General features: G+C 64.6%; 21 protein-coding genes. 9 read left to right on the top strand and 12 right to left on the bottom strand.

The features are described from left to right. Positions 1-110: 110 nt before the first annotated feature. The 5 genes from ssuE to OU419_RS20670 all read right to left on the bottom strand — a co-directional run bounded on the left by ssuE (position 111) and on the right by OU419_RS20670 (position 4,363). On the bottom strand, positions 111-704 hold the full coding sequence (gene ssuE, locus OU419_RS20650; RefSeq protein ID WP_254474616.1) for an NADPH-dependent FMN reductase: 594 nt from the start codon (positions 702-704) through the stop codon (positions 111-113). Positions 705-927: 223 nt separating this feature from the next. Continuing rightward, complete coding sequence (locus OU419_RS20655) at positions 928-1,680, bottom strand: ABC transporter ATP-binding protein (RefSeq protein ID WP_254474613.1); 753 nt, start codon at positions 1,678-1,680, stop codon at positions 928-930. After that, the gene (locus tag OU419_RS20660; RefSeq protein WP_254474611.1) at positions 1,677-2,504 is read right to left on the bottom strand and encodes an ABC transporter permease; all 828 of its coding nucleotides are present in this window, start codon (positions 2,502-2,504) and stop codon (positions 1,677-1,679) included. Before OU419_RS20660 ends, OU419_RS20655 begins: the two co-directional genes overlap by 4 nt. A 3-nt stretch (positions 2,505-2,507) precedes the next feature. Then, a complete protein-coding gene (locus OU419_RS20665; RefSeq protein ID WP_254474609.1) occupies positions 2,508-3,521 on the bottom strand; it encodes an aliphatic sulfonate ABC transporter substrate-binding protein in 1,014 nt (337 codons plus the stop codon). A 203-nt stretch (positions 3,522-3,724) separates the two neighbouring features. Then, positions 3,725-4,363, bottom strand: a complete 639-nt coding sequence (locus OU419_RS20670; RefSeq protein ID WP_254474608.1) for a peroxiredoxin — start codon at positions 4,361-4,363, stop codon at positions 3,725-3,727. A gap of 268 nt (positions 4,364-4,631) precedes the next feature. On the opposite strand from OU419_RS20670, the gene OU419_RS20675 reads away from it, so the two are divergent. Further along, the gene (locus tag OU419_RS20675; RefSeq protein WP_254474607.1) at positions 4,632-4,841 is read left to right on the top strand and encodes a DUF6316 family protein; all 210 of its coding nucleotides are present in this window, start codon (positions 4,632-4,634) and stop codon (positions 4,839-4,841) included. A gap of 586 nt (positions 4,842-5,427) precedes the next feature. Here the strand turns inward: OU419_RS20675 and OU419_RS20680 are convergent. Together OU419_RS20680 and OU419_RS20685 are read right to left on the bottom strand one after the other, a co-directional pair. Beyond that, a complete protein-coding gene (locus OU419_RS20680) occupies positions 5,428-6,612 on the bottom strand; it encodes a thiolase family protein (RefSeq protein WP_254474606.1) in 1,185 nt (394 codons plus the stop codon). A gap of 176 nt (positions 6,613-6,788) precedes the next feature. After that, positions 6,789-12,827, bottom strand: a complete 6,039-nt coding sequence (locus OU419_RS20685; RefSeq protein ID WP_254503826.1) for a retention module-containing protein — start codon at positions 12,825-12,827, stop codon at positions 6,789-6,791. A 479-nt stretch (positions 12,828-13,306) separates the two neighbouring features. Between OU419_RS20685 and OU419_RS20690 the strand changes: the two genes are divergently transcribed. From OU419_RS20690 to OU419_RS20700, 3 genes are all read left to right on the top strand, one after another. Further along, positions 13,307-14,665, top strand: coding sequence for a TolC family outer membrane protein (locus OU419_RS20690; protein ID WP_254470870.1), 1,359 nt, complete (start codon positions 13,307-13,309; stop codon positions 14,663-14,665). 178 nt (positions 14,666-14,843) lie between these two features. After that, on the top strand, positions 14,844-17,006 hold the full coding sequence (locus tag OU419_RS20695) for a type I secretion system permease/ATPase (protein WP_254470897.1): 2,163 nt from the start codon (positions 14,844-14,846) through the stop codon (positions 17,004-17,006). A gap of 5 nt (positions 17,007-17,011) precedes the next feature. Further along, a complete protein-coding gene (locus OU419_RS20700; RefSeq protein WP_254470869.1) occupies positions 17,012-18,364 on the top strand; it encodes an HlyD family type I secretion periplasmic adaptor subunit in 1,353 nt (450 codons plus the stop codon). Positions 18,365-18,381: 17 nt separating this feature from the next. On the opposite strand, the gene soxR is transcribed toward OU419_RS20700, so the two are convergent. Then, on the bottom strand, positions 18,382-18,846 hold the full coding sequence (soxR, locus tag OU419_RS20705; RefSeq protein WP_254470868.1) for a redox-sensitive transcriptional activator SoxR: 465 nt from the start codon (positions 18,844-18,846) through the stop codon (positions 18,382-18,384). A 77-nt stretch (positions 18,847-18,923) separates the two neighbouring features. On the opposite strand from soxR, the gene OU419_RS20710 reads away from it, so the two are divergent. Then, positions 18,924-19,280: an antibiotic biosynthesis monooxygenase gene (locus tag OU419_RS20710; RefSeq protein WP_254470867.1), complete on the top strand. Its 357-nt coding sequence runs from the start codon at positions 18,924-18,926 to the stop codon at positions 19,278-19,280. A 65-nt stretch (positions 19,281-19,345) separates the two neighbouring features. On the opposite strand, the gene OU419_RS20715 is transcribed toward OU419_RS20710, so the two are convergent. The 4 genes from OU419_RS20715 to OU419_RS20730 all read right to left on the bottom strand — a co-directional run bounded on the left by OU419_RS20715 (position 19,346) and on the right by OU419_RS20730 (position 21,978). After that, positions 19,346-19,789 carry an acetyltransferase gene (locus OU419_RS20715; RefSeq protein ID WP_254470866.1) on the bottom strand — a complete coding sequence of 148 codons (444 nt, stop codon included), beginning with the start codon at positions 19,787-19,789 and terminating at the stop codon, positions 19,346-19,348. 14 nt (positions 19,790-19,803) lie between these two features. After that, entirely contained in the window at positions 19,804-20,112 is a 309-nt protein-coding gene (locus OU419_RS20720; RefSeq protein WP_254470865.1) for a hypothetical protein, read from the bottom strand. Positions 20,113-20,485: 373 nt separating this feature from the next. Next, on the bottom strand, positions 20,486-21,085 hold the full coding sequence (locus OU419_RS20725; RefSeq protein ID WP_254470864.1) for a tRNA-uridine aminocarboxypropyltransferase: 600 nt from the start codon (positions 21,083-21,085) through the stop codon (positions 20,486-20,488). Continuing rightward, positions 21,082-21,978 carry a LysR family transcriptional regulator gene (locus OU419_RS20730; protein ID WP_254470863.1) on the bottom strand — a complete coding sequence of 299 codons (897 nt, stop codon included), beginning with the start codon at positions 21,976-21,978 and terminating at the stop codon, positions 21,082-21,084. Before OU419_RS20730 ends, OU419_RS20725 begins: the two co-directional genes overlap by 4 nt. A 288-nt stretch (positions 21,979-22,266) precedes the next feature. Between OU419_RS20730 and speB the strand changes: the two genes are divergently transcribed. The 4 genes from speB (at position 22,267) to OU419_RS20750 (ending at position 26,710) form a co-directional block, all read left to right on the top strand. After that, positions 22,267-23,226: an agmatinase gene (speB, locus tag OU419_RS20735; protein ID WP_254470862.1), complete on the top strand. Its 960-nt coding sequence runs from the start codon at positions 22,267-22,269 to the stop codon at positions 23,224-23,226. A 16-nt stretch (positions 23,227-23,242) separates the two neighbouring features. Next, positions 23,243-23,653 (top strand): YybH family protein, encoded by a 411-nt coding sequence (locus tag OU419_RS20740; protein WP_254470861.1) that lies wholly within the window; start codon positions 23,243-23,245, stop codon positions 23,651-23,653. A 25-nt stretch (positions 23,654-23,678) separates the two neighbouring features. After that, complete coding sequence (locus tag OU419_RS20745; protein WP_254470860.1) at positions 23,679-25,193, top strand: purine-cytosine permease family protein; 1,515 nt, start codon at positions 23,679-23,681, stop codon at positions 25,191-25,193. Positions 25,194-25,330: 137 nt separating this feature from the next. Further along, a complete protein-coding gene (locus tag OU419_RS20750; protein ID WP_254470859.1) occupies positions 25,331-26,710 on the top strand; it encodes a sodium:solute symporter in 1,380 nt (459 codons plus the stop codon). The last annotated feature ends 54 nt before the right edge of the window (positions 26,711-26,764 follow it).

Below are 26,764 nucleotides of genomic sequence, written 5' to 3' on the forward strand. Positions count from 1 at the left end.
CTTGCCGGTCCTGCGGTCCCGTTGACGGGACGGTGAGGGCCTTTTCTTGTTGTACGGAGATCGATGCCTGCCGGGTCGGGGCTTGGCGTTCGCTTCCGTCGAATGAGTGGTCAGATGCTCCAGCGGGCGTTGATCAGCCGTTCGTTGAGCAGGTTCGGGTCAATGGGTTTCGGCCTCCGCGCCAGTGCGCCATGAAACTGTTCCAGGGCGTCCTGCAGGCGATACTCCAGCGCCGGGTCCAGGCGAGCCGGGACATCGCCTTCGGGGTACTGCACCTGGCTGTCTTCGGCGAACACGCCATGCAGGGTCTCCTGGGCCTTGAGCGCGGCGAGCACCGGCTTGAGCGCGTAGTCCACCGCCAGCATGTGGGCGTTGCTGCCGCCGGTAGCCAGGGGCAGCACCACCTTGTGTGCCAGTGCCCGCTCGGGCAGCAGGTCCAGCAGAACCTTCAGCGCGCCGGCAATCGATGCCTTGTATACCGGCGTGGCAATCACCAGGCCGTCGGCGCGGGCCACCTGCTCGATCAACTCGATCACCCGCGGGCTATCGAAACGCGCGTGGAGCAGGTCTTCCGCCGGGAAATCCCGCACTGCGTAGGAGCGCACTTCGGCGCCGCGCTGGTGCAGCCAGTTCCGCGCGATGTCCAGCAACACGCCGGAACGGGAACGCTGGCTGGGACTGCCGGCAAGGGTGACCACATACATTGCACGCTTCCTTATAACCTACAGAGCGATTCTGATAGAGCTCTGCTAACCAATGTGCATAGACCTTAACAGGCAATCGCATATTCCAATAAATGTTATTTATTCATTTAGTTATGCGATTTTTTTAGCAGCCCAAGAACTCACGGCGCATGGCAAAGGGAAGACCGCCCGCAATTCGCGGGATGGCTGGAGCGCAGCGCTACCCAGTGACGGGTAGCGAGCCTCAGATGATGTGGGACTGGTGCAGCTCGGTCAGCGCTTCGCCGCGCAGGTAGGCCAGCTCCACGGCGCGGCGGTCGCGCGGGCGTGGCAGCGGGACGGGGAATTCGCGGCGCAGGCGGCTGGGCGTGCCGCCCAGGAGCAGCACGCGGTCGCTCAGGTAGAACGCCTCGTCGAGGTCGTGCGTGACCAGCAGGATGGCGATGTCGTACTCCACTGCCAGCTCCTGGACCAGGTCCTGCAGACGGATGCGGGTGAAAGCATCCACCGCGCTGAACGGTTCATCGAGCAGCAGTACCTGTGGACGACCGTAGAGGCCGCGGGCAATTGCCGCACGCTGGGCCATGCCGCCGGAGAGTTGCTTGGGCAGCAGCTCGCCCTTGCCTTCCAGCCCGACGTCACGCAGCAGGTGCGCGATGCGGGCATCGTCGGCCAGCCAGCCGTCGGCGAAACCGACGTTCTGCGCAACCGTCAGCCAGGGCAGCAGGCGCGGTTCCTGGAACACCACGCCGACTCCCCCACCGCCACGGCCACTGTCGCCGTCCGGGCCGAAGCCCAGCAGCGGGTTGCGCTGCAGTTCGCCAGTGAACTCGGCGTCCAGCCCGGCGGCGATGCGAAGCAAGGTACTCTTGCCGCAGCCGCTGGGGCCGAGCAGGCTGACCACCTCCCCCGCCGCCAGACTCAGGCTGACGTCGTCCAGCACCCGCACACCGGAGAAGCTCTTGCGGATATCCCGCAATTCCAGCAACGCGCTCATCCCTGCTCTCCCGTGCCGATGAAGTTGTCGCGCCAGGCCAGCGCACGCTGTTCCAGCGCCTTGAGCAGACCGTCGCTGAGCTTGCCGAGCACCGCCAGCACCAGGATCGCGGCGATGACGATGTCGGGCCGCGAGGTTTCCCGGCCGTCGCTGAGCAGGTAGCCCAGCCCGCGCGTGGCGGCGATCAGCTCAGCGGCTACCAGGAACATCCAGCTCAGGCTCAGCGCGCCACGCAGGCCGGTGAACAGGCTGGGCAGCGCCGCCGGCAGCAGGATGCGCCGTACCAGAGCGAAGGAAGAAAGGTGATACAGGCGGCCCAGCTCGACCCATTTGCGATCGACGTTGCGCACACCCGACACCAGCGAGAGATAGACAGGGAAGAACGCGCCCAGGGCGATCAGCACGATCTTCGGCGCCTCGTCGATGCCCAGCCACAACAGCAGCAACGGCACCCACGCCAGGCTGGGGATTGCCCTCAGCGCCTGGAAGGTTGGCTCCAGATAAGCCTCGGCGCGCCGGCTGAGGCCCACCCAGGTGCCGACCAGCAGCGCCGCTGCCGAACCGATGAAGAACCCCGCCGCGACCCGCGCCAGGCTGGCGGCGAGATGCCGCCAGAGCTCGCCCTGGGCCAGTTGCCAGAGCGTCAGAGCAACACTGCTGGGGGCCGGCATCTGGTGTTCGGCCAACCAGCCGATGCGCACGGCGAATTCGAGCAGCGCGCACAGCACCGCCGGCAAAAGCCAGGCCCGCCAGTTCGCCCGCGGCCAGCGCGGACGCCAGCTACGGCGGCGCTCGGCGCCCGCGGCAAGGCTCTGGGACGACATGGCTCACTGCCCCGCCTGAGCCAGCGGCGGCTTGCCGATGACATCGCCGGCAAGCTGCGGGTCGATCAGTTGATCCACCACCTTGTTCACATCGGTGCCCGGACGCACCAGTTGCTCATCCACCAGGATCGGCGCGGCGGCCTTCAGCGCGGCGATCTGCTCTGCGCCCGGCAGCGGCTGGCTGAAGTCAGTGCGCGAGAGTTGCAGCCTGGCCACTTCCAGCGGCAGCTTGGCTTCCTCGGCGAGCAGGCTGGCGGTCTCGTCCGGGTGGGCGATGACCCACTGGCGCGCACGCTCATAGGCGACGATCACCTGCTTGATCAGTTCGGGCTGCGATTGCTCGAACTTCTCGCTGACACTGAGCACGCCGAAGCTGTTGAAGCCGACGTTGCGATAGAGCAGCCGCGAGCCGGCCTGCACCTCGCTCGCCGCCATGTGCGGGTCCAGCCCCGCCCAGGCGTCAACCCGGCCCTGTTCCAGCGCGGCGCGGCCATCCGGGTGCTGCAGGTGGACGATCTCCACGTCGTTCTTGTCCAGACCGGACTGCTGCAGGCTGCGCAGGAGGAACAGATAAGGATCGGTGCCCTTGGTTGCGGCGATTTTCTTGCCCTTCAGGTCGGCGACGGACTTGATCGGCGAGTCCTTGGGCACCACCAGCGCGGTCCACTCCGGGCGGCTGGCGATGTAGACGGTTTTCAGCGGGCTGCCGTTGGCGCGGCTGAGCACGGCGGCCAGGCCCGCGGTGGAAGCGAAGTCGGTGCTGCCGGCGTTGAGGTATTCCAGCGAGCGGTTGCTGCCCTGGCTGAATACCCAGCGCACCTCGGTGCCCTGCGGCTTCAGCGATTCCTCCAGCCAGCCGAAATGTTTGAGCACAAGGCTGGTAGGCGCGTAGTAGGCGTAGTCCAGACGCACCTCTTTCGGTGCATCGGCGGCCTGGGCAGAGCTGTTGTAGGCACCGAGCGGCAGGCACGCGAAGAGAGCGACGGCCAGGCTGCGGCGCCAGTTCGAATGACGCATGGTCGTTCTCCTTGGCGTGGGGGGCTGACGTCTTCTCTCCGTCTGGCGGACGAGTCAGAACTGAATAAAAAAGCGCGGCGTGGTCCGCGCATGAAACGGAAAAAAATGGGCCGGAGGACCGGCCCGATTACCCTGCTCGAGGTTGAAGCGTCGGAACCCGGTGCGCACGCCAGAGTCAGGCTGGCCGGCGCGCGCACTACGGGTTACTTGTTCGGTTGCGGCGTCAGGCGCAGGTACGGCTTGATCGCGCGGTAGCCTTTGGGGAAACGCTGTCGGATTTCATCCTCGTCCTTGAGCGAGGGCACGATCACCACATCGTCGCCGTCCTGCCAGTTGCCGGGCGTTGCGACCTTGTGGTTGTCGGTCAGTTGCAGCGAGTCGATCACCCGCAGGATCTCGTTGAAGTTGCGTCCGGTGCTCGCCGGGTAGGTGATGGTCAGGCGCACCTTCTTGTTCGGATCGATGACGAACAGCGAACGCACGGTGAGCGTGTCGTTGGCGTTCGGGTGGATCAGGTCGTACAGCTCCGACACCTTGCGGTCGGCGTCGGCGATGATCGGGAAATTGACCACAGTGTTCTGGGTCTCGTTGATGTCCTCGATCCATTTGACGTGAGAATCCACCGGGTCGACGGACAGGGCGATCACCTTGACCCCCTTGGCGGCGAACTGATCCTTCAGCTTGGCGGTCAGGCCCAGCTCGGTGGTGCACACCGGAGTGAAGTCGGCGGGGTGGGAGAACAGAATGCCCCAGCTATTGCCAAGCCACTCGTGGAAGCGGATGCGTCCTTCGCTGGATTCCTGTTCGAAGTCGGGGGCGATGTCGCCAAGTCGCAAGCTCATGGGTCTCTCCTTGTTCGTGTTGAGGTCAACTATGCACAAGGTTTTAATACGTTAAAAAGAATATATTTTGATTTTCTTATAACCAAAACAAATCTTTCAGCTCTATCGGCGGCAGACACTGCCGGCCTCTGAGCATAGACAACGTCGCCATCCGGGGAAGTGTCTCACCGCTGATACGGAACCCTGCCGTTCGTCGCAAGCCAGGAAACACGCGGGTTTGCCGCATACACTCGGAAGTAATAATCCTTTAGGTACAGGAGGCGACTCCATGTTCGGGCAACGGTCCAGTGACACCCAGTCTTCCACCCATTACCGCAGCGACCGGATCAGCGCGGTGAATGGCCAGTACTTCTTCTCGACCCGTGAAGGAACGCTGGAAGGCCCCTACTTCACCCGCTTCGACGCCGAGCGCGAGGTGATGCAGTACATCGCCCGCATGCAGCAGGCATCCGGCCTGTTCGCCCGCGCCGCGCGCTGATTGTCCGTCCTGCGCCAAGGAAACCCCGGCTCGGCGGCCGGGGTTTTCTTTTGTCCGGAAACACCCTCGCGGCGCAAAACCCAGGCCATGCCTTTGCCGAGCCGTTCAATTGATAGCCTCAATGCGACTCCCTAACGTGGCTGCGCCGCCCCTCCTGGGCGGCTCGGGATTGGCGTCCTGATTCCGGAACAGGCGTGGAGCCGGCGTTCCACGCCTTGTGCGGTTGCACCTGCGTTATGGGCGGGCCGTGCAGGGCATCTTCGGATGCGCCGGAACCCCAGGCCGGTACGCCCTGCTCCATCCTCCGGCCGCAAACTCACATTTGGCGATTTGCGATGCCGCCACGACACCTTGCGCAACGTGCTTCACGGGCTGGCCGGCGCGCCCGACCTGGGTTTGCCTTCAACTGAGCTGCTGGGTGGCACACTGGCCTGCCTGGAGTTGCTGGCAACCGATAGCCAGCGCCTGTATGCGAAGGCGCAGCGTAGCGACAGGAACTGGGCCGAAACGAGGCCAAAGAAAAGCCCCGGCATCGCTGCCGGGGCTTTTTGCGTTCGGTCCTCCTGCGTGGGGAGGGCCGAGTGCCTCAGCGCACCGCTTCGAACAGGCCAGTGGCGCCCATGCCGCCGCCCACGCACATGGTGACGATGCCGTAGCGCAGGTTGCGGCGTTGCAGTTCGCGCACCAGGTGGCCAACCTGGCGCGAGCCGGTCATGCCGAAGGGGTGGCCGATGGAGATGGAGCCGCCGTTGACGTTGTACTTCTGGTTGTCGATGCCCAGGCGGTCGCGGGCGTACAGGCACTGCGAAGCGAAGGCTTCGTTGAGTTCCCAGAGGTCGATGTCGGCGACTTGCAGGCCCTTGGCCTTGAGCAGTTTGGGTACCGAGAACACCGGGCCGATGCCCATTTCATCCGGCTCGCAGCCGGCGACGGTGAAGCCGCGGAAGAATGCCTTGGGCTTCAGGCCCAGCGCCAGGGCCTTGTCCAGGCTCATGATGAGAGTCATGGACGCGCCATCGGAGAGCTGGGAGGCGTTGCCGGCGGTGACGGAGCCATCTTCGGCGAAGACCGGCTTGAGGGAGTTCAGGCCCTCCAGGGTCGTATCGGGGCGGTTGCAGTCGTCGCGGTCGACCACGCCGTCGAGCACTTTCTTTTCGCCGGTGGCCTTGTCTTCTACCAGGTACTTCACGCTCATCGGCACGATTTCGTCGCTGAACAGGCCTTCGGCCTGGGCGCGGGCGGTGCGCTGCTGGCTTTGCAGAGAGTACAGGTCCTGCGCCTCGCGGGTGACGTTGTAGCGGCGAGCGACGATCTCGGCGGTCTGCCCCATCGGGTAGTAGATGCCGGGGAACTCGGCCTCCAGGCGCGGGTTGACGAAGTTGTCGCGGTTCTGCTTGCCGGCGGTGAGGCTGATGGACTCGACGCCACCGGCCACCATGATATCGCTGCAGCCGGAGGCCACCTGGTTGGCGGCGATGGCGATGGCCTGCAGGCCGGAGGAGCAGTAGCGGTTGAGGGTCATGCCGGCGACATGGGTGCCGAGGCGCGACAGCACGGCGGCATTGCGGCCGATATTGTGGCCCTGGGCGCCCTCGTTGGAGCCGGCGCCGACCACGCAGTCGTCCACCAGCAGCGGGTCGAGGTCGTTGCGCGCCAGCAGCGCGTCGATGCAATGGGCGACCATGTCGTCCGGACGGGTCATGTTGAACTTGCCACGGAAGGACTTGGCCAGGCCGGTACGGACGCTGTCGACGATCACCACTTCGCGCATGGGAAACCTCGTTGCTTGTTGTTCGATTGAGGGAAAGGCGTGGCCCGAGCATAGGCGCCAGTGAGGACGCGAGGCGACGATCATTCACCAGCCGTATAGCGCCGCCCTGCCCCACCTTGGTCAGCCGCCCATGAAAACGCCGCCCGGAGGCGGCGCGTTCATTGGCTTGACGGCGATCAGACGGTGTCGGTCTTGATCGCGTGGTCGCCGAGCAGGCCGTTGAGCACGGTCTGGGTGTCCCCCGCCGAGAGCACGCCGTTGCCGGCATGGCCCAGGTACTTGGCGGAGAGGTCGACGTTGGCCAGGTCGATGGTCTGGGTCACGGTGCCGCCGCTGGTGGGGCTGACGCCAATGGAGGTAGTGCCGCTGCTGACCGAGAAGGTCAGGTAGTGCGCCAGCGACGAGGCCGATTCGCTCTCGCCTTGCAGCAGGTCGGCAAGGTTCAGTGTGTCGCCTTCGGTGAAGGAGAAGTCCTTGATGACATCGTGGCCGGTGTCGCCCGACTTCCAGATGAACTCGTCCGCCCCGGTGCCGCCGAACATGATGTCGTCGCCCGGTCCGCCAATCAGCTTGTCGTTGCCGCCCTGGCCGAACATCAGGTCATTGCCGGCTCCGCCTTCCAGGATGTCGTCGCCACCGCGGGTGTCGCCAGCGACGTTGAAGTCCTGGGCATGCTGGACGATGTAGTTCGATACCTGGGCAATCGTAGGCGCGCTGCCATTGGTGGCGGTGAGGTAATCCACCAGCGCCTGGTAGCCCTGCCCGTTGTGCGAACCGGCGGCATGCCCGGCCCACGCCAACTGGTCGGTGTTGATCACGTCGCCGAAAATGATGTCATTGCCCGCGCCACCGACCAGATGGTCGTTGCCCACCGTTACCGGCGTGCTGGTGCTGAAGCCCTCCTGCAACGCGGCCTGCAACTGCTCGGCAGTGTTGATGATCTGCGGTTCGCCGACGCTGGCACTGATGGTCTTGCTGTCGAGGATGAGGGTGCCGGTGCCGGTACTGTCGGTGTTGTCGAAGAACTTCAGGTAGTTGCTGTTGATGCCATTGCCGATGCCGATGGCGTTGACGTCTACCTCGTTGGCGCCGCTCAGGGTGCCGGCGTGGTGCAGCATGTCGTTGCCGGCCACCAGGGCGTTGTTGATGTCGTTGTAGTTGGTGACGGTGCCGGTGTTGCCGTTGTCGCCGGTGTACACGGTCGGGTTGCCGTCGGTGAGGAAGAACGCCAGGTTGACATAGCCGTGGGCGGCGTCCGCACTGCCGCTTACCTGGGTCTTGAACCAGCCGTTGGCATCCTTCATCGCCGCTTCGTAGTTGGTGCCGCCGCCGGCACCGAGGGCGTTGATGGCGGCCAGCAGCGCGGTGACATTGGCAGCGCTGAGACCGTTGTAGGTGGCGATGTGCGACGAGTCGCTGAACGACACCAGGCTGATGTTGATGACTCCGTCGTGGCCCTTGATCTGGTTCACCAGGTTGGTCAGTGCCTGCTTGGCCAGTTCCATTCGCGACATGCCGCTGCCGGACGGGTCGGCCATGCTGCCCGAGGTGTCGACGATCAGCGAGATGTTGTAGTTCTTGCCCGGCTGGGTATAGACCGACACTCCGCCGGCATCGCCGATCAGCACGTCGTTGCCGCCCGCGCCGTTGATTTGCCCGGCCTTGTCCGTATCCAGCGGGCTGGGCACGGTGTGCGGGACGCTGGAGCCGTCCACGTCGCCGCTGTTGCTGCCCACCACCAGGATCGACTGGCCGTACTTCAGGCAGATGTTGAGGTTGGCCGAGGCGGTGTCGCCATCGCCGTCGATGATGGTGTACTTGAACACCTCGCTGATCTGCCCGCTCTCCGGGAACTGCGCGCCAGCCTTGGAGGCGTAGGTGTAGTCGCCTGCCTGGTGGCCGGCAACGTCCTTGAGGTACACCGTCAGCGTGCCGTTGGCGGTCTGCACTGTCAGCAGGCCGGTGGTCGAGTTGTAGGTGGCCGTGGCCGTGGTGGCGTTGGGGTTGACGTTGGTAAGCACGCCGTTGGTGTCGACAGCGAACTTCTCGCCACCGAACTCGACCTGGGTGATGCGCACCGTGCCGTCGGCACTCACCGGCAGGTCGTTGGCCAGCAGGTTGCCGCTGACCGAATCCACCGTCACCAGGCTCTGCAACGTGGCCGATAGGTCGCTGGGCTGACTGACGATGATCGGCGTGCCCTTGCTGTCGATGCCCACCAGATCCGCATCGGTGATCGAGGTGCCCAGGCCGACGGCAAAGGCATCCACGTGGTTGGTACTGTCGTTGCCGTCGCCATCGGGGTTGGCCAGGAAGGCCTTCCACTGAGTGATGGCAGTGTTGGTATTGCCCACCGTCGGCTCACCATCGGAGATGAAGTACACCCGATTGATCGCCGCCGGATCGTGCCCCGGCGCGGTGATGTCGGCAGTCACATTGGACTTGGCCAGGTTCAGCGCCGCCTCGTAGTTGGTGTTGCCGCCAGCGCTGAGGCCATTGATGGTGTTCACCAGCGAAGTGAACTGCGAGTCGCTGGCACTGCTGAAGTTGAAGTCGCCCTTGTCGCTGGCAGAGGACTCGAAGGTCACCAGCGAAACATGGATGGCGATGCCCATTGCCGCGTACTGCTGCAGCATGCTCACCAGCGCCGCCTTGGCGTTCACCAGCTTGTTGCCAGCCATGCTGCCGGAGATATCCACCACCAGGGTCAGGTTCACCGCCGGCGGCGCCTGCTGTACCAGGCAACGCGGCGAGTCGTCCACCGCGGTGGGGCCGTCGTCGCGGAAAGTCAGCTTGCCGCCCAGGTCGAGGCTGATGCTCCTGGAGTCGAGGTCGCCATCGGTCACCGTCGCATTCAGCGAAATCTTGTTATCGGCCAGGTGCAGCGCATCGTTCGGGTCACTGCCGTTGGGGTGCTTGAGCGCCAGTTGCTGGTCAAGCGTCAAGTCGCCAGTGCTGCTGTTGAGGGTCAGGGTGAAGGCTGTTGCGCCATTGATGTTGCCGACGCGGCCCTCGATCTGCGTATCGCTGACCTTGAACAGCACGATGTTCTGCCCGGCGGTGGTCTGCAGCCCGGTGAGCGTGCCGTTGGCGGCGGAGCTCAGGCTATAGGTCACGCCGCCGCCGTCGGCGCCTGTGTTCACCTTGAACGCGGTGCTGAAATTTGCGGTAGCGTCGTCGCCCAGATGGGTTTCGTCCACGATCAGGTGGCCACTGAAGTTGCCGGCGAGGCTGATGGTCGGGCCATCGTCATAGAACACCAGTTTGCTGCCCAGATCGACTTGCGCCGAATCCGAATCGCCGTCCTTGTCGGTAATGGTGGCGACCAGGCTGATCTTGCCTTTGTCCAGGCTTAGCGTGTCATCAGGATCATTGCTGTTCGAATGCACGAGAGCCAGCCGCTGGTCGAGCTCCAGCGCACCGCCATTGGGCTTGACCTCGAAGGCGATTTCACCGCTGCCCTCGACTCGGCCAACCACACCGTTGCCATAGTTGAACAACAGGATGCGATGGCCAGTGGCGGACTCGCGCACACCGCTGTCGGTGCCATCGACAGTGCGCACCTGCAGCGTGATGTTACCGGGACCGTCCGCACCGAAGTGCGCGGTGAACAGCTTGGCCACCTCATCGGCCTCGACACGCGCATCGCTGTTGAGGGTGCTCTCGTCCACTTCCAGGCGAATGTCGGCCTCGGTGCACGGCTTGATGCACGGGCCGTCGTCGAGGAAGGTGAGCTTGCTGCCGAGGTCGATCTGGGCGCTGTCGCTGTCGCCATCCTTGTCGGTGATGGTCGCGGTGAGGGTGATCTTGCCGTCGTCGATGCTCAGTGGATCGTTCGGGTTGGTGGTGATCGGATGCACCAGCGCCCGCTGTTGATCCAGGGTGATCACACCGCCGCTCAGGGTCAGGGTGAAGGCGGTGAAGCTGGTGCCTTCGACACGCCCCACCACCCCGCCATTGCCGTCGTTGAACAGCAGGATGCGGTGGCCGGTGGCGGTGTCCGTCAGGCCGCTGTCGGTGCCGTTGGTGGTGCTGATCTGATATTCGATCTTGCCCGCACCGTCTGCGCCGAAGTGGGCGTTGAACAGGGTCGACACGTCATCGATCCTGGCATCGACACCCAGCTTGGTTTCGTCCACTTGCAGCTTGATGTCGGCCTCGGTGCACGGCTTGATGCACGGGCCGTCGTCGAGGAAAGTGAGCTTGCTGCCCAGGTCGATCTGGGCGCTGTCGCTGTCGCCGTCCTTGTCGGTGATGGTCGCAGTGAGGGTGATCTTGCCGTCGTCGATGCTCAGCGGATCATTGGGGTTGGTAGTGACCGGATGCACCAGCGCCCGCTGTTGATCCAGGGTGATCACACCGCCGCTCAGGGTCAGGGTGAAGGCGGTGAAGCTGGTGCCTTCGACACGCCCCACCACCCCGCCATTGCCGTCGTTGAACAGCAGGATGCGGTGGCCGGTGGCGGTGTCCGTCAGGCCGCTGTCGGTGCCGTTGGTGGTGCTGATCTGGTATTCGATCTTGCCCGCACCGTCTGCGCCGAAGTGGGCGTTGAACAGGGTCGACACGTCATCGATCCTGGCATCGACACCCAGCTTGGTTTCGTCCACTTGCAGCTTGATGTCAGCCTCGGGGCTCGGATGGATTTCCGGGCCGTCGTCGGAGAAGGAGACGCGTCCGCCCAGATCAATGGAGCTCGAAGAACTGGCGCTGTCTCCATCGCGGTCGGTGACCACGAGGTCGCCCTGCAGCTTCACCAGGCCCGAGTCGAGCACGGCATTCTGCGAGGCGTAGTTGGAGGTGCTGCCCGGCAGTTGATGGTCGATGGCGCCGTACTGGGTCAGCGTAACCACGCCGCTGCCGCTGTTCACCGACAGGGAGAAGATGGTGTTCTCGCTGGTGATGCCCGCGGCACTGGCCGAGGTCGACGCGACGATCACGCCGCCCACGCTGTACAGATAGATAGGGGAATCGCCGCTGGTGAGGCCAGAATCAGTGCCATCGGCGCCCACCAGTTTCAGGCTGTAGGTCAACACGGTACTGCCGGCGCCGTCCGCGCCATAACCAGCGGAGACCTGGAAGGCCGAGCTGTAGTCGGCGGTCGAGGTGTCGAAGGCAGAGCCGATGGTGTCTGCGTCATGGGTGTGCAGTAGCACGTCGACCTCGTTGGAGGCGGACAGGCCGGCGCGCGGGGCGTCATCGACGATGCCGACGGTCAGCGTGCTGCCAGCGGTGGTCCCATTGCCATCGGTGACAGTGAAGCCGACGCCGAAGTTGCGGGTGTCCTCGACGCCCTTGACCGGGTGATCCACCGGCTGCAGCAGGGTGAGTTCATAGGCGCCGGTATTGATATTGGTGAGGGTCAGGGTGAACACCGGCGAGCCGTTGGCGCTGGCGGTCAGCACATGGCCATCGGCACTCAGGCTGTAGGTCAGCGGTACGCCACCGGAGGTCAGGTTCGGCAGGCCGGCGGTGCTCCAGCTGAAGCCCCCCACGCCATCGGGGCCGAAGCTGTAGCTGAGGTTGCCGGCCAGGGTCGAGGAATGGCCATCGGGCACGGCGCCGGGCAGGCTGTCTTCGAAGATGTCGACGGCACCGGGACCCGCGCTGGGGCGCCCATCCACCGGCGGTTCGGTGGGCGGCGGCACTTCCGGCGGCGGGGTGACGGGTGCTTCGGTCGCGGCCCGCTCGAACGGAGCGGCCACTTCATGATGGGGGAACAGCGGGCCGCCGCCGATAGGGCCGGTGGGGAAGCCGATGTCCGGTGAAACGTGGCCGGCGGTCTCGGTCAGCAGTACGAAGGAGTGACCGCCACCGGGCTTGCCGTTGGCGGCGGCGCCAGCGCTGGGGCCGGCGGCGGTGGCCTCGGCTGCCTGGGTCGGGTCGGCGCCCGCGGCGATGGCCGCCTGCAGGGCCTTCACGTCGGTAACGTCTTTCTGCGACGGCGCCACCGGCTGCTGGGCAACGGCCTGGTCGCCGCCGTCCAGGTGGTGAGCTGCCGCCTGCAACTGCGGCGTCATGGGTAGCGAGCTGTCGCGCCCGAGCGTGATCTCGCCTCCACCGGCGATCTTCAGCGCTACCGCACCGTTGGCACCGGTGACCAGTTGTTCGCCGACGAACACCTTGTCTCCCTGGCCCAAAGGACGACGCGATCCATCGGCGGCTACCGCAAACACCTCGCCGACCACCTTACTGACGACACCCATCAACGTAGCCATGAGTCCTTCCTCCGCTCCACTGCCAACACCGGCTCCACCGGCGCGCATGTATCCGAAACAGGCCACGGCACGCTTGTATTCCGGATGTTGCGAAGAAAGCTGCGAAGGAGGCGGAAGGACTGCTAGCGCTTGGGTATCAAAAAGCCAGCGACAATTTTTTGTCATGCTGGCCACGCTTTTTCTTGTCCTTCTGCGGTGGTCCCCGCCCTAACTGCTACAAACCGTACCTGGCTTCGTCTGCAAGCGCCTGTCCGGCCCATACCCAGGAAATTCGAGGGCTTGCAGGCTTTAACAATGTGCTGCTTTTCACATGCCTCATAAGACTTTTTCCGAATAAATCATGTGAGAAATTCTTCTGAGCTTCTCGAAAAGTTGTTCTTAGCTCTGATGTTACAGGCGTGAAACGCTTGATAAGAGAAAAAAGCCAATAAATTGGCGATTCAAGAGCATCGAAGTACGAGAACACCAGGAGCAAAGCCATGCGCAGTCGTAACGCGGCACTATGGAGCGGTGTATTTATGGCGGTGTCTTGCGCTCATGGGCAGGCCATGACGCTGACCGAAGCTATTCAAAGCACACTGCAGTACCACCCGGAAATCAGTCAGAGCGTGAACAGCCGCCTGACTGCGGATGAAGAACTCAAGTTCGCCCGAGGGGGCTATCTGCCATCGGTCGACCTTCTTCTGGGCTACGGTCGGGAGAACACCGACAGCCCATCGACCCGGGCCATCGGCAATCACAACGACGAGACCATGAACCGCGGCGATGCTGAAATCCGCCTGCGGCAGATGCTGTTCGACGGTTTCGGTACGCCCAACGAAGTCAAGCGCAACGAAGCCAACGTCAACTCCAAGGCATTTCGTATTCTCGGCACCTCGGAGACCGCGGCCCTGCGTACCGTGGAGGTCTATCTCGAAGTGCTCAAGCGCCGCGAGATGGTGACCCTGGCCAAGAACAACCTGCAGGCTCACGAACGTATCGGCGACCAGATCCGCCTGCGCAGCGAGCGCGGCGTCGGCAGCACCGCCGACAACGACCAGGCCATCGCCCGTCTAGCCCTGGCGCAGAACAATCTCTATACCGAGGAAGTGAACCTGGCCGACGCCGAGGCCAACTTCTATAGCGCCACCGGCAAGATGCCGGACCAGTTGGAGGCCCCCTCCACCGTCAAGGCACAAGTACCGGCGGACATGCTGGCGGCCCGCCAGACGATGGTCAGCGACAACCCACTGCTCAAATCGGCGCAGGCTGACGTGAACGCCGCGGAAAGCCAGTACGAGGCCGCCAAGGCGCCCTTCTACCCGCGCTTCGACCTGGAGCTGGCCAAGGCAGCCAACAACAACGTCGACGGCGACGAAGGCCATTACAACTATTGGGAGGCCCAGGTGGTGATGCGCTACAACCTGTTCAACGGGATGCGCGACAAGGCTCACCTGAACGCCACCTCACACCAGATCGACGAATCCAAGGACGTGCGCAACAACGCCTTGCGGCTGCTCAACGAGAACCTTTCGCTGGCCTGGGATGCGATGGAGAACGCGCGCAAGCAGACCCAGCCGGCCCGCGAGTACGCCGACTACACCCGCAAGGTGCGCGAGGCGTACCAGCAGCAGTTCACCCTGGGCCAGCGCACCCTGCTCGACCTGCTGGACAGCGAGAACGAACTGTTCACCGCCAACCGCCGCTACACCGAAGTGCGTTACACCGAGGAGTACTCGATGTACCGCGTGCTTGCCAGCATGGGCTACCTGCTGAAGTCCCAGCACGTGGTGGCACCGCACGAGTCGGTTGCGCTCTCGGATGTGAAGAACGAGGCACGCCTGCCTGATCTGAAATAAGAAAGTCGCTCACGGCTGTCCTTGCCGCCCCGTGCCATCAGGCAGCGGGGCGCAGCCGTGAAGCGATACGAAAGGGCAAGGTGCCGTCGTGCGGCGACAGGCCGGTGCATGCCTCCAGGGCTCGCCGGTGCGCCACGACGCCAGGCGGCGACCCGGCCCGGGAGGAAGTAGCGTGACCATGATCATCCAGGAGCGCGGCACACCGGCGCCCGGCGACCCGCGCCTGAGCCATGACGATCCCCTGCTCGACGGCCTGCTGATTCTCTGCCGCCTGCATGGCTGCGCAGTCAGCCGCAACAGCCTGTCGGCGGGACTGCCGCTGCCCGATCAGCGCCTGTCCGCCAGCCTGCTACCCCGCGCGGCGGCCCGTGCCGGGCTCCAGGGGCGCCTGCTGCGCCGCGAGCTGAAGAGCATTTCCAATCTTAATCTGCCCGTCCTGCTGCTGCTCAACGATGGCCGCAGTGCGGTGCTGCGCCAGTGGCGCGACGACGGCCACGCACTGATCCTGCCGTGCGAGACCGAGGGCGGCGAACAGAGCGTCTCCGCCGAGGAACTGGCCACCCAGTACAGCGGCCAGGCCCTGTTCGCCCGGCCGCGGCACGAGCTGGAAGCAGCGCGCAAACCGCTGGTACCGCGCGTCGAAGCCTGGTTCCGCGACACCCTGAAGCTGTCGCGCTGGCTGTATACCGACGCCCTGGTCGCCAGCCTGCTGATCAACCTGCTGGGCATGCTGGTGCCGCTGTTCGTCATGCAGACCTACGACCGCGTGGTGCCCAACCAGGCCACCTCGACCCTCTGGGTGCTCGTCGTCGGCCTGCTGCTGGGGACGATGTTCGAGCTGTTGCTGCGGGTACTGCGTTCCAACCTGCTGGACATGGCTGGCAAGAAGACCGACGTGGTGCTCTCGGCGACCCTGTTCGAGCGCATAACCGGCATGTCGATGAAGGCCCGGCCGGAAACCATCGGCGGCTTCGCGCAGAGCATCCATGACTTCCAGGGACTGCGCGAATTCCTCACCGCGCTGACGCTGACCAGCCTGATCGACCTGCCCTTCTCGATCCTGATGATCCTGGTCATCGGCCTGCTCGGCGGCTGGCTGATCGCAATCCCGCTGCTGGCCTTCCCGCTCACCGTCGTCTTCGCCCTGATCATCCAGAGCCGCCTGCGCGACACCGTGCAAAAGAGCCTGACCCTGGGCGCCGAGCGCCAGGCCCTGCTGATCGAAACCCTTGGCGGGCTGGAAACCCTCAAGGCCTGCGGCGCGGAAAGCGAGCGCCAGTACCGCTGGGAAGCCACCCACGGCGCGCTGGCCCGGCTGGACAATCACGCCCGCTTCCTCTCCGCGCTCGCCACCAACGGCACGCTGTTCCTGCAACAGTTCGCCGGCATGTCGATGATCGTCGCCGGCGTCTACAGCATCCTCGCCGGCGATCTCAGCGTCGGCGCGCTGGTCGCCAGCTACATGCTCAATAGCCGCGTGCTCGCGCCCCTCGGGCAGATCGCCGGACTGATCACGCGCTACCAGCAGGCACGCCTGACAATGACCAGTACCGATGCCCTGATGTCCCTGCCGCAGGAACGCCAGCCGCGCCAGCGGCCGCTGGAGCGCACGCAGTTGCACGGTGCGCTGGAAGTGCGCCAGCTCGGCTTCACCTATCCGGGCCAGAGCGGCCCCGCGCTGAACCACATCAGCCTGCGCCTGGCGCCAGGGGAGAAAGTCGGCCTGATCGGCAGGAGCGGCTCGGGCAAGAGCACCCTCGGGCGCCTGCTGATGGGCTTCTACCATCCCGATGAAGGCCAGATCCTGCTCGACGGTCTGGACCTGCGGCAGATCGATGTCGCCGACCTTCGCCAACAGATCGGCTATGTCGCCCACGACCTGCCCTTGCTGGCCGGCAGCCTGCGCGACAACCTCACCCTCGGCGCGCGCTACATCAGCGACGCACGGATGCTGGAGGTGGCGGAGATGACCGGCGTGAACGAGCTGGCCCGGCAGCACCCGCTGGGTTTCGACCGCCCGGTGGGCGAGCGCGGCCAGCTGCTTTCCGGCGGCCAGCGCCAGGCGGTGCTGATGGCCCGCGCGCTGCTGCTGGACCCGCCGATCCTGCTGCTCGACGAGCCCACCAGCGCAATGGACAACAGCAGCGAGGAAATCCTGCGCAAGCGCCTGCATGACGTCTGCCGCGACAAGACCGTACTGCTGGTCACCCACCGCACCTCGATGCTCAGCCTGGTGGACCGCCTGCTGGTGCTCGACAGTGGCCGGATCGTCGCCGACGGCCCGAAAGACTCGGTCATCGAAGCATTGCGCAAGGGCCATGTCGGCCCGGCAGCGGGGTAATCGCCATGCAGCTCACGCAATCGATCCGCGGTTACCTGGGCGGCAACGGCGCCCGCGACACCGAATTCATGCCCGAGGTGCAAGGCACCCTGCTGGAAGACTCGCCCAATGCCACCCGCATCACCCTGTGGGCGGCCCTCGCGCTGCTGGTGGTAGCGATCGCCTGGGCCTATTTCGCCAACATCGAGGAGGTGACCAAGGGTGAAGGCAAGGCCATCCCTTCTTCCAAGGTGCAGACCATCCAGAACCTGGAGGGCGGCATCGTCTCGGAAATTTTCGTCCGCGAGGGCCAGGTGGTGGAAAAGGGCCAGCCTCTTTTGCGCCTGGACGACACCCGCTTCTCCTCCAACAAGGGCGAGACCGAAGCCGATCGCAACTCCCTGGAGGCCCGCGTGGAACGCCTGAGCGCAGAAGCGGAAGGCCGCCCTCCGGTGTTCACCGACGAGCTGAAGAAAGACGCCCCGCAAGTGGTGGAAGACCAGATGGCGCTCTACCAGACCCGCCAGCAACGGCAGAACAGCGAGCTGAATATCCTCCAGGAACAACTGCGGCAGAAAGGCCAGGAGCTCCAGGAATTCCGCGCCAAGACCCAGCAATACCGTTCGAGCCTGGGCCTGGTGCAGCAGGAGATCAACATGTCCGAGCCGCTGGTGAAGGCCGGCGCCGTGTCGCCCGTCGAGCTTCTGCGCCTGCGCCGCAGCGCGGTGGAGATCAGCGGCGACCTCAACGCCACCAACCTGGCGATTCCCCGCGCCGAGGCGGCGGTGAACGAAATCCAGCGCAAGGTCGAGGAATCCAGGCTGGGCTTTCGCAGCGACGCGCTCAAGGAGCTGAACGAAGCTCGCACCGAGCTCAACAAGCTGACCGCCACCAGCCGCGCCATCGACGACAAGGTCAACCGCACCCTGGTGGTCGCGCCCCTGCGCGGTATCGTCAAGCAGCTCAAGGTCAACACCATCGGCGGCGTGGTGCAGCCAGGCAGTGACATGGTGGAAATCGTCCCGCTGGAAGACAACCTGCTGGTGGAAGCGCGGGTACGCCCGCAGGACATCGCCTTCCTCCACCCCGGCCAGCCGGCGACCGTGAAGTTCACCGCCTATGACTACACCATCTACGGTGGGCTGAAGGCCAAGCTGGAGCTGATCAGCGCCGACACCATCACCGACGACAAGGGCAACAGCTTCTATCTGATCCAGGTGCGCACCGACAAGAACCACCTGGGCACCGACGCCAAGCCGCTGCTGATCATTCCCGGCATGGTGGCGACGGTGGACATCATCACCGGCGAGAAGAGCGTGCTGGACTACATCCTCAAGCCGGTACTCAAGGCTCGCTGGGAAGCGCTGCGGGAACGCTGAGGTCAGCGGCGTTCAGCTCACTCCTCCTCCACCTGCCAGTGCGCGCCCGGCCCCTCCTGAGCCAGGCAGTCTCCCGGGTTGCGCAGCGGGCAAGCCTCCATCGACAGGCAGCCGCAACCGATACAGCCGTCCAGTTGGTCGCGTAGCAACAGCAGTTTCTCGATGCGTTCGTTCAGATCATCCCGCCAGCGCGCCGATAACCGCGCCCAGTCCGCCGCCGTCGGGTTGTGCCCGGTCGGCAGCGACGCCAGCGCCTCTGCGATCTCCCCCAGGGGAATGCCAACGCGTTGTGCGACCTTGATCACCGCCACCCGGCGCAGCGTGTCGCGGGAATAGCGGCGCTGGTTCCCGGCATTGCGCGAACTGCCGATCAGGCCCTTGGCCTCGTAGAAATGCAGCGCGGAAACGGCCACGCCGGCGCGCTTGGCCAGCTCACCGACGCTCAGGTCACGGTGCATGGAACAGGAGGAAGATTTCTTCATGACGGGCTCTTGACCTCAACTTAAGTTGAGGTTTTACCCTCGCCTGGCATTCGGTTCAAGACAGGAGCCAAGAACCCATGACCCAGCCCAGCCCGATCCACGCCCACGCCTGCGTGGACAATCCGCACTTCGTCCTGCAGATCGAGATCGACGTGACGCCGCAACAGCGCCCGCATATCGCCGCAAAGCTGGGGGACTATCTGGAGCACCTGCAGCAGTTGTTCTACCTGCGCCCCGGTTACCTCGCCAGCGAGTTGCACGCCGAGGGCGACCCGCAGCGCCTGGTCGGCCGTCTGCACTGGCGCCGCAAGGAGGACTGGGAGGCTGCGTGGGATTGCCGCGCGACCTACACCGAGCTGTTCGCCGAAAGCCTGCTGAAGCTCGGCGTCCGCAGCATTCGCTTCAGCAGCGGGGAAACCGAGCGTGCCCTGTAGCGCGTCCCACGCAGTGCGCCGGATGGGTATCGCCGCGCTCCACCCATCCGGCAAGGGCGCGTTCGTTACGCCGAGGCCGCCAGACTCATGTGCAGCAGGGGGAATGGCCTTCCCTCACCATCGGTCGGCGAGCGTCCGGTCTGGACGAAGCCGTAATGCAGATAGAACCCCACCGCCTGAGGATTCTGTTCATTGACGTCGACACTCAGCATGCCGCGCAATTCGCGCGCAAAATCCAGCAGCGCACGGCCAAGGCCGCGGCCACGACAGCCCGGATCGATGAAGAGCATTTCCACATGCTGCTCATTGAGCCCGATGAAACCCAGCGGGAGGTCGTCATCGTCCACCGCTACCCACACCTCGACGGCGGGCAGGTAGAGATCGCGGACCTGGGGCAACAGGTCATCGATGTCAGATGCCTGGAGGAAGTGGTGCGTCGCGTGCACGGCGCCTAGCCAGATATCGAGCAGCCGCGGGTTATCCGCGGCGATGCGTTGGCGAATGAGCATGGATTCATCCTGATTCAACAGATCACCAAGGGATAGCACGTCACACAGGTGACGGCGATTGGAGCGTCGGCAGCATGAATGCCCGCTTCGCGAATCAACGCCTGGGCGGAGCACGGCAGAGGCAGCCGGAAAGAGAGGGAGGTCGATCCTACCCAGCCCCCTCCCGGCAGGTAAAGCGTCACCCGACGACCCAGCGCCAGCCGGGCCAGAAACGCCGCGTCATGGGACGCCACCAGCAGCGTGCCTCGCTGCTCGGGCAATGCGCCGTAGGGCGCATTAACGAACCCGCCATCGGCCGGCTCACGGGCATAGAACGCCAGCATTGGCGTCAGCCGCAGGATGGGTGGAGCTTGCGATACTCATCAACGTCGGAGTGCGATGCGCGATGGGTATCGCTTCGCTCCACCCATCCTACGAACGTGCCAAAGACGGTGCTCCTGCGGGTGGCTGGTGATGGTGTCCGCTCCTGCGAAGGCATCGAACGCCAGCATTGGCGTCAGCCCTAGGATGGGTGGAGCCTGCGATACCCATCAACGTCGGAGTGCGATGCGCGATGGGTATCGCTTCGCTCCACCCATCCTACGAACGTGCCAAAGACGGTGTTCCTACAGGGTGGGCTGGTGATGGTGTCTGCTCCTACGTAGGCAGAGCAGGCCGGGACAGGACTGCACGCAGGATCGGGGAAAAGCTCTGCCGTCAGGAGGAAGAGCGCTGCCCGTGGTTACGCTGGAAGGTCTCCTCGCCCATCGCGGCGATCTGCCCTTCGATCAGCGCATCGAATGGCCGCAGCAGGTCAGCATGGGACTGCGGCGCATCCAGCGCGTCGAGGGCGTGGACCACCGCCTCGATAGTGGACAGCGCACCCTCGGCCGGCGCCTTGCGCAGGCGGTAGCGCGAAGTGAGCCCTTGCGGCAGCACCACCCGCGGCAGCGCGGCGAGGTTCGGGTTGAGGTGCAGCAGTTTGCGCGCCTTGCGCCAGGTGCCGTCGGGCACCACCAGCAGGCGGGGTCTATCCACAGGTCGCTCCGCCAGGTCGGCCAGCGCCACGGCGGACTCGCCGGGAAACAGCAGCCACGCATCCCAGGTCGAGAGGTCGAGATCGGTGAAATCCTCGCCCACGCGCAGTTCGGCGTTCATCAGCCCCAGCACCGCCAGGCGAGCGGTATTGAGCGCATGACCGACTTCGCTGGGGTGCTGCAGCAGGAGTACGCGCGTGCGGTTGTCCAGGCGCGGGATCAGCGCACACAGGCAATGGTCCAGCGGCCGCTCGCAGCGAGGGCAACGGGCACGGCTCATGTCTGGCTCGGCTGGGTGCGAAGCAGGTCGCGGAAGTTCTGGATCAGTGGCTCGCGGGAACGGCCGCGGCGCAGGATCAGCGAGAACGGCGCCTGGTAGCCAAAGGTGGCCGGCAACAAGGCGCGCAGGCGGCCCTGGTCCACCCAGGGGTGCGCGTAGTGCTCGGGCAGGTAGCCGATGTAGCCGCCGGAGAGAATCAGGATCAGTTGTGCCTCCATGCTCTCCACCGTGCCGGCACTGTGCTTGAAGCCGTGCCGGGCCAGTTCCGCCTGGCTCCAGTAACCGCGGCCGACCATGCGCTGCTGGGTGATCACCTCGGCGGGAATGCGCCGGCCATCGAACAGCGGATGGCGGTCGCTGCAGTACAGCCAGTGCTGCTCTCTATACAGGGGTTGGTAGACCAGGCCGTTCATCCGGCTGAAGAAAGAGCCGATGGCCAGGTCCAGGCGGTTGTCGAGTACCGCAAGCTGCAGCTCGTAGGGGCTCTGCACCTGCAAGTGCAGGTGGACCGCCGGGTGCAGGCTGCTGAAGGAGCCGATGACTTCCGCCAGCGGCAACGCCGGGTCGCTCACGGTGGAGTCGAGCACGCCAAGGTTGAGCGTGCCGCGCAGCTCGCCCTTGAGCGCGGCGGCGTATCGCTCGAAGCCTTCCAGTTCACCGAGGATGCGCAGGGTTTCCTGATAGAACAGGTCGCCCTTGCTGGTCAGCCCGAAGCCGCCGCGACCGCGATGGCAGAGGACGATGCCCAACTGGTTCTCCAACTGGCTCATGTAGGTGCTGATGGCCGAGGTAGACAGGTTCAGCTCCTGCTGGGCCGCGGCGAAGCCCTGGCTGCGCACTACGCAGGCAAATATCCGCAGCAGCTTCACGTCAGGCAGTGCACTGGCGCTCATGACGACTCCGCAAAGGGCGGCCAGGCCGCTCTAGTTCAGTACTTTCTATACCAGGAAAAAACATGATAGCAAGCCAGCTATCTATTCAGGAGCCACAGGCCATGAGCCTGTCGTACCGGGTCCTGCGGCAAGCTGGCGCAGTCTATCCACCCCGGATAGTTTAGAAAACTCTGAACTAATTATTTGTAGCCAGAGATTTTTCCCACTACCCGGCCTGACGAGAATCCGGTCCCAGTATCAACAAGCCTGTTTCCACGAAAACAGCGACCAACGCGTGAGGCCTTCCCCATGGACAAGAAACTTCATCAGCCCCTGGGCGGAAACGAAATGCCGCGATTCGGCGGCATCGCCACCATGATGCGCCTGCCGCATATCCAGTCCCCCGAACAGCTCAACGAGCTGGATGCTGCCTTCGTCGGCGTACCGCTGGACATCGGCACCTCCCTTCGCTCGGGCACCCGCTTCGGACCGCGCGAGATCCGCGCCGAATCGGTGATGATTCGTCCGTACAACATGGCCACCGGTGCCGCACCGTTCGACTCGCTGAACATCGCCGACATCGGCGACGTGGCGATCAACACCTTCAATCTGCTGGAGGCCGTGCGCATCATCGAGGAGGCGTACGACAAGATCCTCGACCACGGCATCGTCCCGCTGACCCTGGGCGGCGACCACACCATCACCCTGCCGATCCTGCGTGCCATCCACAAGAAGCACGGCAAGGTCGGCCTGGTGCACATCGACGCCCACGCGGACGTCAATGATCACATGTTCGGCGAGAAGATCGCCCACGGCACCACCTTCCGCCGCGCAGTGGAAGAGGGCCTGCTGGACTGCGACCGCGTGGTGCAGATCGGCCTGCGCGCCCAGGGCTATACCGCCGAAGACTTCAACTGGAGCCGCAAGCAGGGCTTCCGCGTAGTACAGGCCGAAGAGTGCTGGCACAAATCGCTGGAACCGCTGATGGCCGAAGTCCGCGAGAAAGTCGGCGGCGGCCCGGTTTACCTGTCCTTCGACATCGACGGCATCGACCCGGCCTGGGCGCCCGGCACCGGCACCCCCGAAATCGGCGGCCTGACCACCATCCAGGCGATGGAAATCGTGCGCGGCTGCCAGGGCCTGGACATCATCGGCTGCGACCTGGTGGAAGTTTCCCCGCCTTATGACACCACCGGCAACACCTCGCTGCTCGGCGCCAATCTGCTGTACGAAATGCTCTGCATCCTCCCGGGCGTAGAGCGCCGCTGAGCGCACGAGCAAAAACATGAATAACGACGCCTGCGTAGCACAGGTGCTGGAGGCTGCCCGCGTTCTCGTGGCAGCCTTCGCGCGCACCGACACCGAAGCCTACTTCGCTGCCTTCAGCGAAGACGCCAGCTTCATCTTCCATACCTGGCCGCAGCCGCTGCTCTCGCGCGCGGCGTACCGCGAGGTGTGGGAAGGCTGGCTGCGTGACGATGGCTTCGAAGTCCTTGACTGCCAATCGAGCAACACCTTTGTGAGCCTGCAGAGTGACGATGTGGCGGTGTTCTGCCACGACGTCGCCACGCGGCTGCGCATCCAGGGAGAGGAAAGCCTGAACCACGAACGGGAGACCATCATCTTCCGCCGTGATCCGAAACAGGGCCGCTGGCTGGCCACGCACGAGCACCTGTCACCGTCTCCGACGCCATAAAGACAGGGCTCCCCGGGAGGAAGTCATGGATAACAAGAACAACGCACACGCAATTACAACGATCGAGACATTCGGGGTCGAGCAGATCCCTGATAACGAACGTAACGCCACGCCCACCGACCTGTTCCGCATGATTTTCGGCGGCGCCAACACTTTCGCCACAGCGGTGCTGGGCAGCTTCCCGGTTCTGTTCGGGCTGTCGTTCCAGGCCGGCGTCTGGGCCATCGTCCTCGGCGTGCTGGTCGGCTCGCTGATCCTCGCCCCGATGAGCCTGTTCGGTCCGCTCAACGGCACCAACAACGCAGTTTCATCCGGCGCCCACTTTGGCGTACACGGGCGGATCGTCGGTTCGTTCCTGTCGCTGCTCACCGCCGTGGCGTTCTTCTCGCTCTCCGTGTGGAGTTCGGGGGATGCGCTGATCGGCGGCGCCAAGCGCCTGTTCGACCTGCCGGAGACCGACCTTACCCTGGGCCTGGCCTATGGCCTGTTCGCCGTGCTGGTGCTGATCGTCTGCATCTACGGCTTCCGCTTCATGCTGATGGTGAACAAGATCGCCGTGTGGGCCGCGAGCCTGCTGTTCCTGCTCGGCCTGTTCGCCTTCGCAGGTCCGTTCGACGCCAGCTACGCCGGCACCGTGCAGATGGGTAGCGAAGGCTTCTGGGCCGCCTTCATCGGCGCCGCCCTGCTGGCCATGAGCAACCCGGTATCGTTCGGCGCCTTCCTCGGTGACTGGGCTCGCTACATTCCGCGCCAGACCTCGCAGAAGCGCATCATGCTGGCGGTGATCTGCGCCCAGTTGGCCACCCTGATCCCGTTCCTGTTCGGCCTGGCCACCGCAACCATCGTCGCGGTCAGCGCCCCGGACTACATCACCCAGAACAACTACGTCGGCGGCCTGCTGGCGGTATCGCCGAGCTGGTTCTTCCTGCCGGTGTGCCTGATCGCGGTGATCGGCGGCATGTCCACCGGCACCACCTCGCTGTACGGCACCGGCCTGGACATGTCCAGCGTGTTCCCGCGTCTGCTCAACCGCGTGCAGGCCACCCTGCTGATCGGCCTGCTGTCCATCGCCTTCATCTTCATCGGCCGCTTCGCCGCTAACCTGGTACAGAGCGTGTCCACCTTCGCCGTGCTGATCATCACCTGTACCAGCCCCTGGATGGTGATCATGATCCTCGGCCTGGTCATCCGCCGTGGCTTCTACCACGCCGACGACCTGCAGGTGTTCACCCGCGGGCTGAAGGGCGGCGCCTACTGGTTCCACAATGGATGGAACTGGCGCGGCCTGGGTGCATGGATCCCGAGCGCGGCCCTGGGCCTGTGCTTCGTCAACCTGCCAGGCCAGTTCGTCGGCCCTCTCGGCAACCTGGCCGGCGGCATCGACATCAGCCTGCCGATCACCCTCGGTACCGCCGCGCTGCTGTACGTGACTCTGCTGATGCTGTTCCCGGAACCGGCGGGCGTCTACGGCCCCAAAGGCCCGCGCTGGGTCGGCAGCCACGATCGTCCGCTACAGGGCATCAGCGAACCCGCAGCCTGATCCACTCGCCTGCCTGAAGGCGAAGCAATCCCTGCAATACCCCTGGACACCATCGGACCGGTTGCCACCGGTCCGATGACCCACCGCGCGCCACAAGCGTGCGGCAACAATGACAAAGCAAGCGTGAGGAGCCGATCATGGCCTTGGATATATTCGTTGTTCTGATCTATGCCGCCGGCATGCTGGTCCTGGGCTGGTACGGCATGCGCCGGGCCAAGACCCACGAGGAATTCCTGGTGGCAGGTCGCAACCTCGGCCCGTCGTTCTACATGGGCACGATGGCAGCCACCGTCCTGGGCGGTGCGTCCACCGTCGGCACTGTACGCCTGGGCTATGTCCACGGCATTTCCGGTTTCTGGCTGTGCGCCGCGCTCGGTGCCGGCATCATCGCCCTCAACCTGTTCCTGGCCAAGCCGCTGCTTAAGCTGCGCATTTTCACCGTCACGCAAGTGCTGGAGCGCCGCTACAACCCGATGGCCCGCCAGGCTTCCGCGGTGATCATGTTCGCCTACGCGCTGATGATCGGCGTGGTTTCCACCCTGGCCATCGGCACCGTCATGCAGGTGCTGTTCGGCCTGCCGTTCTGGGTTTCGGTCCTGCTCGGCGGCGGCGTGGTCGTGGTGTATTCCACCATCGGCGGCATGTGGTCGCTGACCCTCACCGACATCGTGCAGTTCATCATCAAGACCGTCGGCCTGATGTTCATCCTGCTGCCGATCTGCCTGTACCGCGTGGGCGGCTGGGATGAGCTGGTGGCCAAGCTGCCGGCCAGTGCCTTCAGCTTCCACACCATCGGCTACGACACCATCATCACCTACTTCCTGATCTACTTCTTCGGCATCCTGATCGGCCAGGACATCTGGCAGCGTGTGTTCACCGCGCGTAACGAAAACGTCGCCAAGTACGCCGGCACCACCGCGGGCATCTACTGCGTGATCTACGGTCTGGTCGGCGCACTGATCGGCATGTGTGCCAAGGTGCTGCTGCCCGACCTGGACAACGTCAACAACGCCTTCGCCGCCATCGTTCAGTCCGCCCTGCCCGACGGCATACGCGGCCTGGTGATCGCCGCTGCCCTGGCCGCGATGATGTCCACCGCCAGCGCCGGCCTGCTCGCCGCCTCCACCACCATCACCGAAGACCTGCTGCCCAAGCTGCGTGGCGGCAGGGAGTCCAGCCTGGGCATGAGCCGCCTGTTCACAGCCCTGACCGGCCTGCTGGTGCTGATCATCGCCCTGGTCGTCAACGACGTGATCAGCGCCCTGACCCTGGCCTACAACCTGCTGGTGGGCGGCATGCTGATCCCGCTGATCGGTGCCATCTACTGGAAGCGCGCCACTACCGCCGGCGCCATCACCAGCATGGCCCTGGGCTTCATCACCGCACTGGTGTTCATGCTCAAGGACGGCTTCGACGCCAACACCCCGATCTACTACAGCCTGGCCATCGGCCTGGTGAGCTTCGTCGCCGTCAGCCTGCTGTCGCGCCGCCCGGCGACCGCCGCCAGCGTCGCCTGACTGCGAAGCAATCGATAAAAAGGGGCGCGGCGAGTCGATCACCGCGCCCCCTTT

The organism is Pseudomonas triclosanedens, from assembly GCF_026686735.1.
Lineage (GTDB): Bacteria > Pseudomonadota > Gammaproteobacteria > Pseudomonadales > Pseudomonadaceae > Pseudomonas > Pseudomonas triclosanedens.

What these genes read in the sequence shown, in the direction of transcription:
- OU419_RS20655 (WP_254474613.1), bottom strand. Translation starts at nt 1,680, where the DNA reads ATGAGCGCGTTGCTGGAATTGCGGGATATCCGCAAGAGCTTCTCCGGT.
- OU419_RS20700 (WP_254470869.1), top strand. Translation starts at nt 17,012, where the DNA reads ATGCAGCTCACGCAATCGATCCGCGGTTACCTGGGCGGCAACGGCGCC.
- OU419_RS20740 (WP_254470861.1), top strand. Translation starts at nt 23,243, where the DNA reads ATGAATAACGACGCCTGCGTAGCACAGGTGCTGGAGGCTGCCCGCGTT.
- OU419_RS20670 (WP_254474608.1), bottom strand. Translation starts at nt 4,363, where the DNA reads ATGAGCTTGCGACTTGGCGACATCGCCCCCGACTTCGAACAGGAATCC.
- OU419_RS20725 (WP_254470864.1), bottom strand. Translation starts at nt 21,085, where the DNA reads ATGAGCCGTGCCCGTTGCCCTCGCTGCGAGCGGCCGCTGGACCATTGC.
- ssuE (WP_254474616.1), bottom strand. Translation starts at nt 704, where the DNA reads ATGTATGTGGTCACCCTTGCCGGCAGTCCCAGCCAGCGTTCCCGTTCC.
- speB (WP_254470862.1), top strand. Translation starts at nt 22,267, where the DNA reads ATGGACAAGAAACTTCATCAGCCCCTGGGCGGAAACGAAATGCCGCGA.
- OU419_RS20675 (WP_254474607.1), top strand. Translation starts at nt 4,632, where the DNA reads ATGTTCGGGCAACGGTCCAGTGACACCCAGTCTTCCACCCATTACCGC.
- OU419_RS20695 (WP_254470897.1), top strand. Translation starts at nt 14,844, where the DNA reads ATGATCATCCAGGAGCGCGGCACACCGGCGCCCGGCGACCCGCGCCTG.
- OU419_RS20660 (WP_254474611.1), bottom strand. Translation starts at nt 2,504, where the DNA reads ATGTCGTCCCAGAGCCTTGCCGCGGGCGCCGAGCGCCGCCGTAGCTGG.
- soxR (WP_254470868.1), bottom strand. Translation starts at nt 18,846, where the DNA reads ATGAAGAAATCTTCCTCCTGTTCCATGCACCGTGACCTGAGCGTCGGT.
- OU419_RS20685 (WP_254503826.1), bottom strand. Translation starts at nt 12,827, where the DNA reads ATGGCTACGTTGATGGGTGTCGTCAGTAAGGTGGTCGGCGAGGTGTTT.
- OU419_RS20730 (WP_254470863.1), bottom strand. Translation starts at nt 21,978, where the DNA reads ATGAGCGCCAGTGCACTGCCTGACGTGAAGCTGCTGCGGATATTTGCC.
- OU419_RS20715 (WP_254470866.1), bottom strand. Translation starts at nt 19,789, where the DNA reads ATGCTCATTCGCCAACGCATCGCCGCGGATAACCCGCGGCTGCTCGAT.
- OU419_RS20720 (WP_254470865.1), bottom strand. Translation starts at nt 20,112, where the DNA reads ATGCTGGCGTTCTATGCCCGTGAGCCGGCCGATGGCGGGTTCGTTAAT.
- OU419_RS20710 (WP_254470867.1), top strand. Translation starts at nt 18,924, where the DNA reads ATGACCCAGCCCAGCCCGATCCACGCCCACGCCTGCGTGGACAATCCG.
- OU419_RS20680 (WP_254474606.1), bottom strand. Translation starts at nt 6,612, where the DNA reads ATGCGCGAAGTGGTGATCGTCGACAGCGTCCGTACCGGCCTGGCCAAG.
- OU419_RS20745 (WP_254470860.1), top strand. Translation starts at nt 23,679, where the DNA reads ATGGATAACAAGAACAACGCACACGCAATTACAACGATCGAGACATTC.
- OU419_RS20750 (WP_254470859.1), top strand. Translation starts at nt 25,331, where the DNA reads ATGGCCTTGGATATATTCGTTGTTCTGATCTATGCCGCCGGCATGCTG.
- OU419_RS20665 (WP_254474609.1), bottom strand. Translation starts at nt 3,521, where the DNA reads ATGCGTCATTCGAACTGGCGCCGCAGCCTGGCCGTCGCTCTCTTCGCG.
- OU419_RS20690 (WP_254470870.1), top strand. Translation starts at nt 13,307, where the DNA reads ATGCGCAGTCGTAACGCGGCACTATGGAGCGGTGTATTTATGGCGGTG.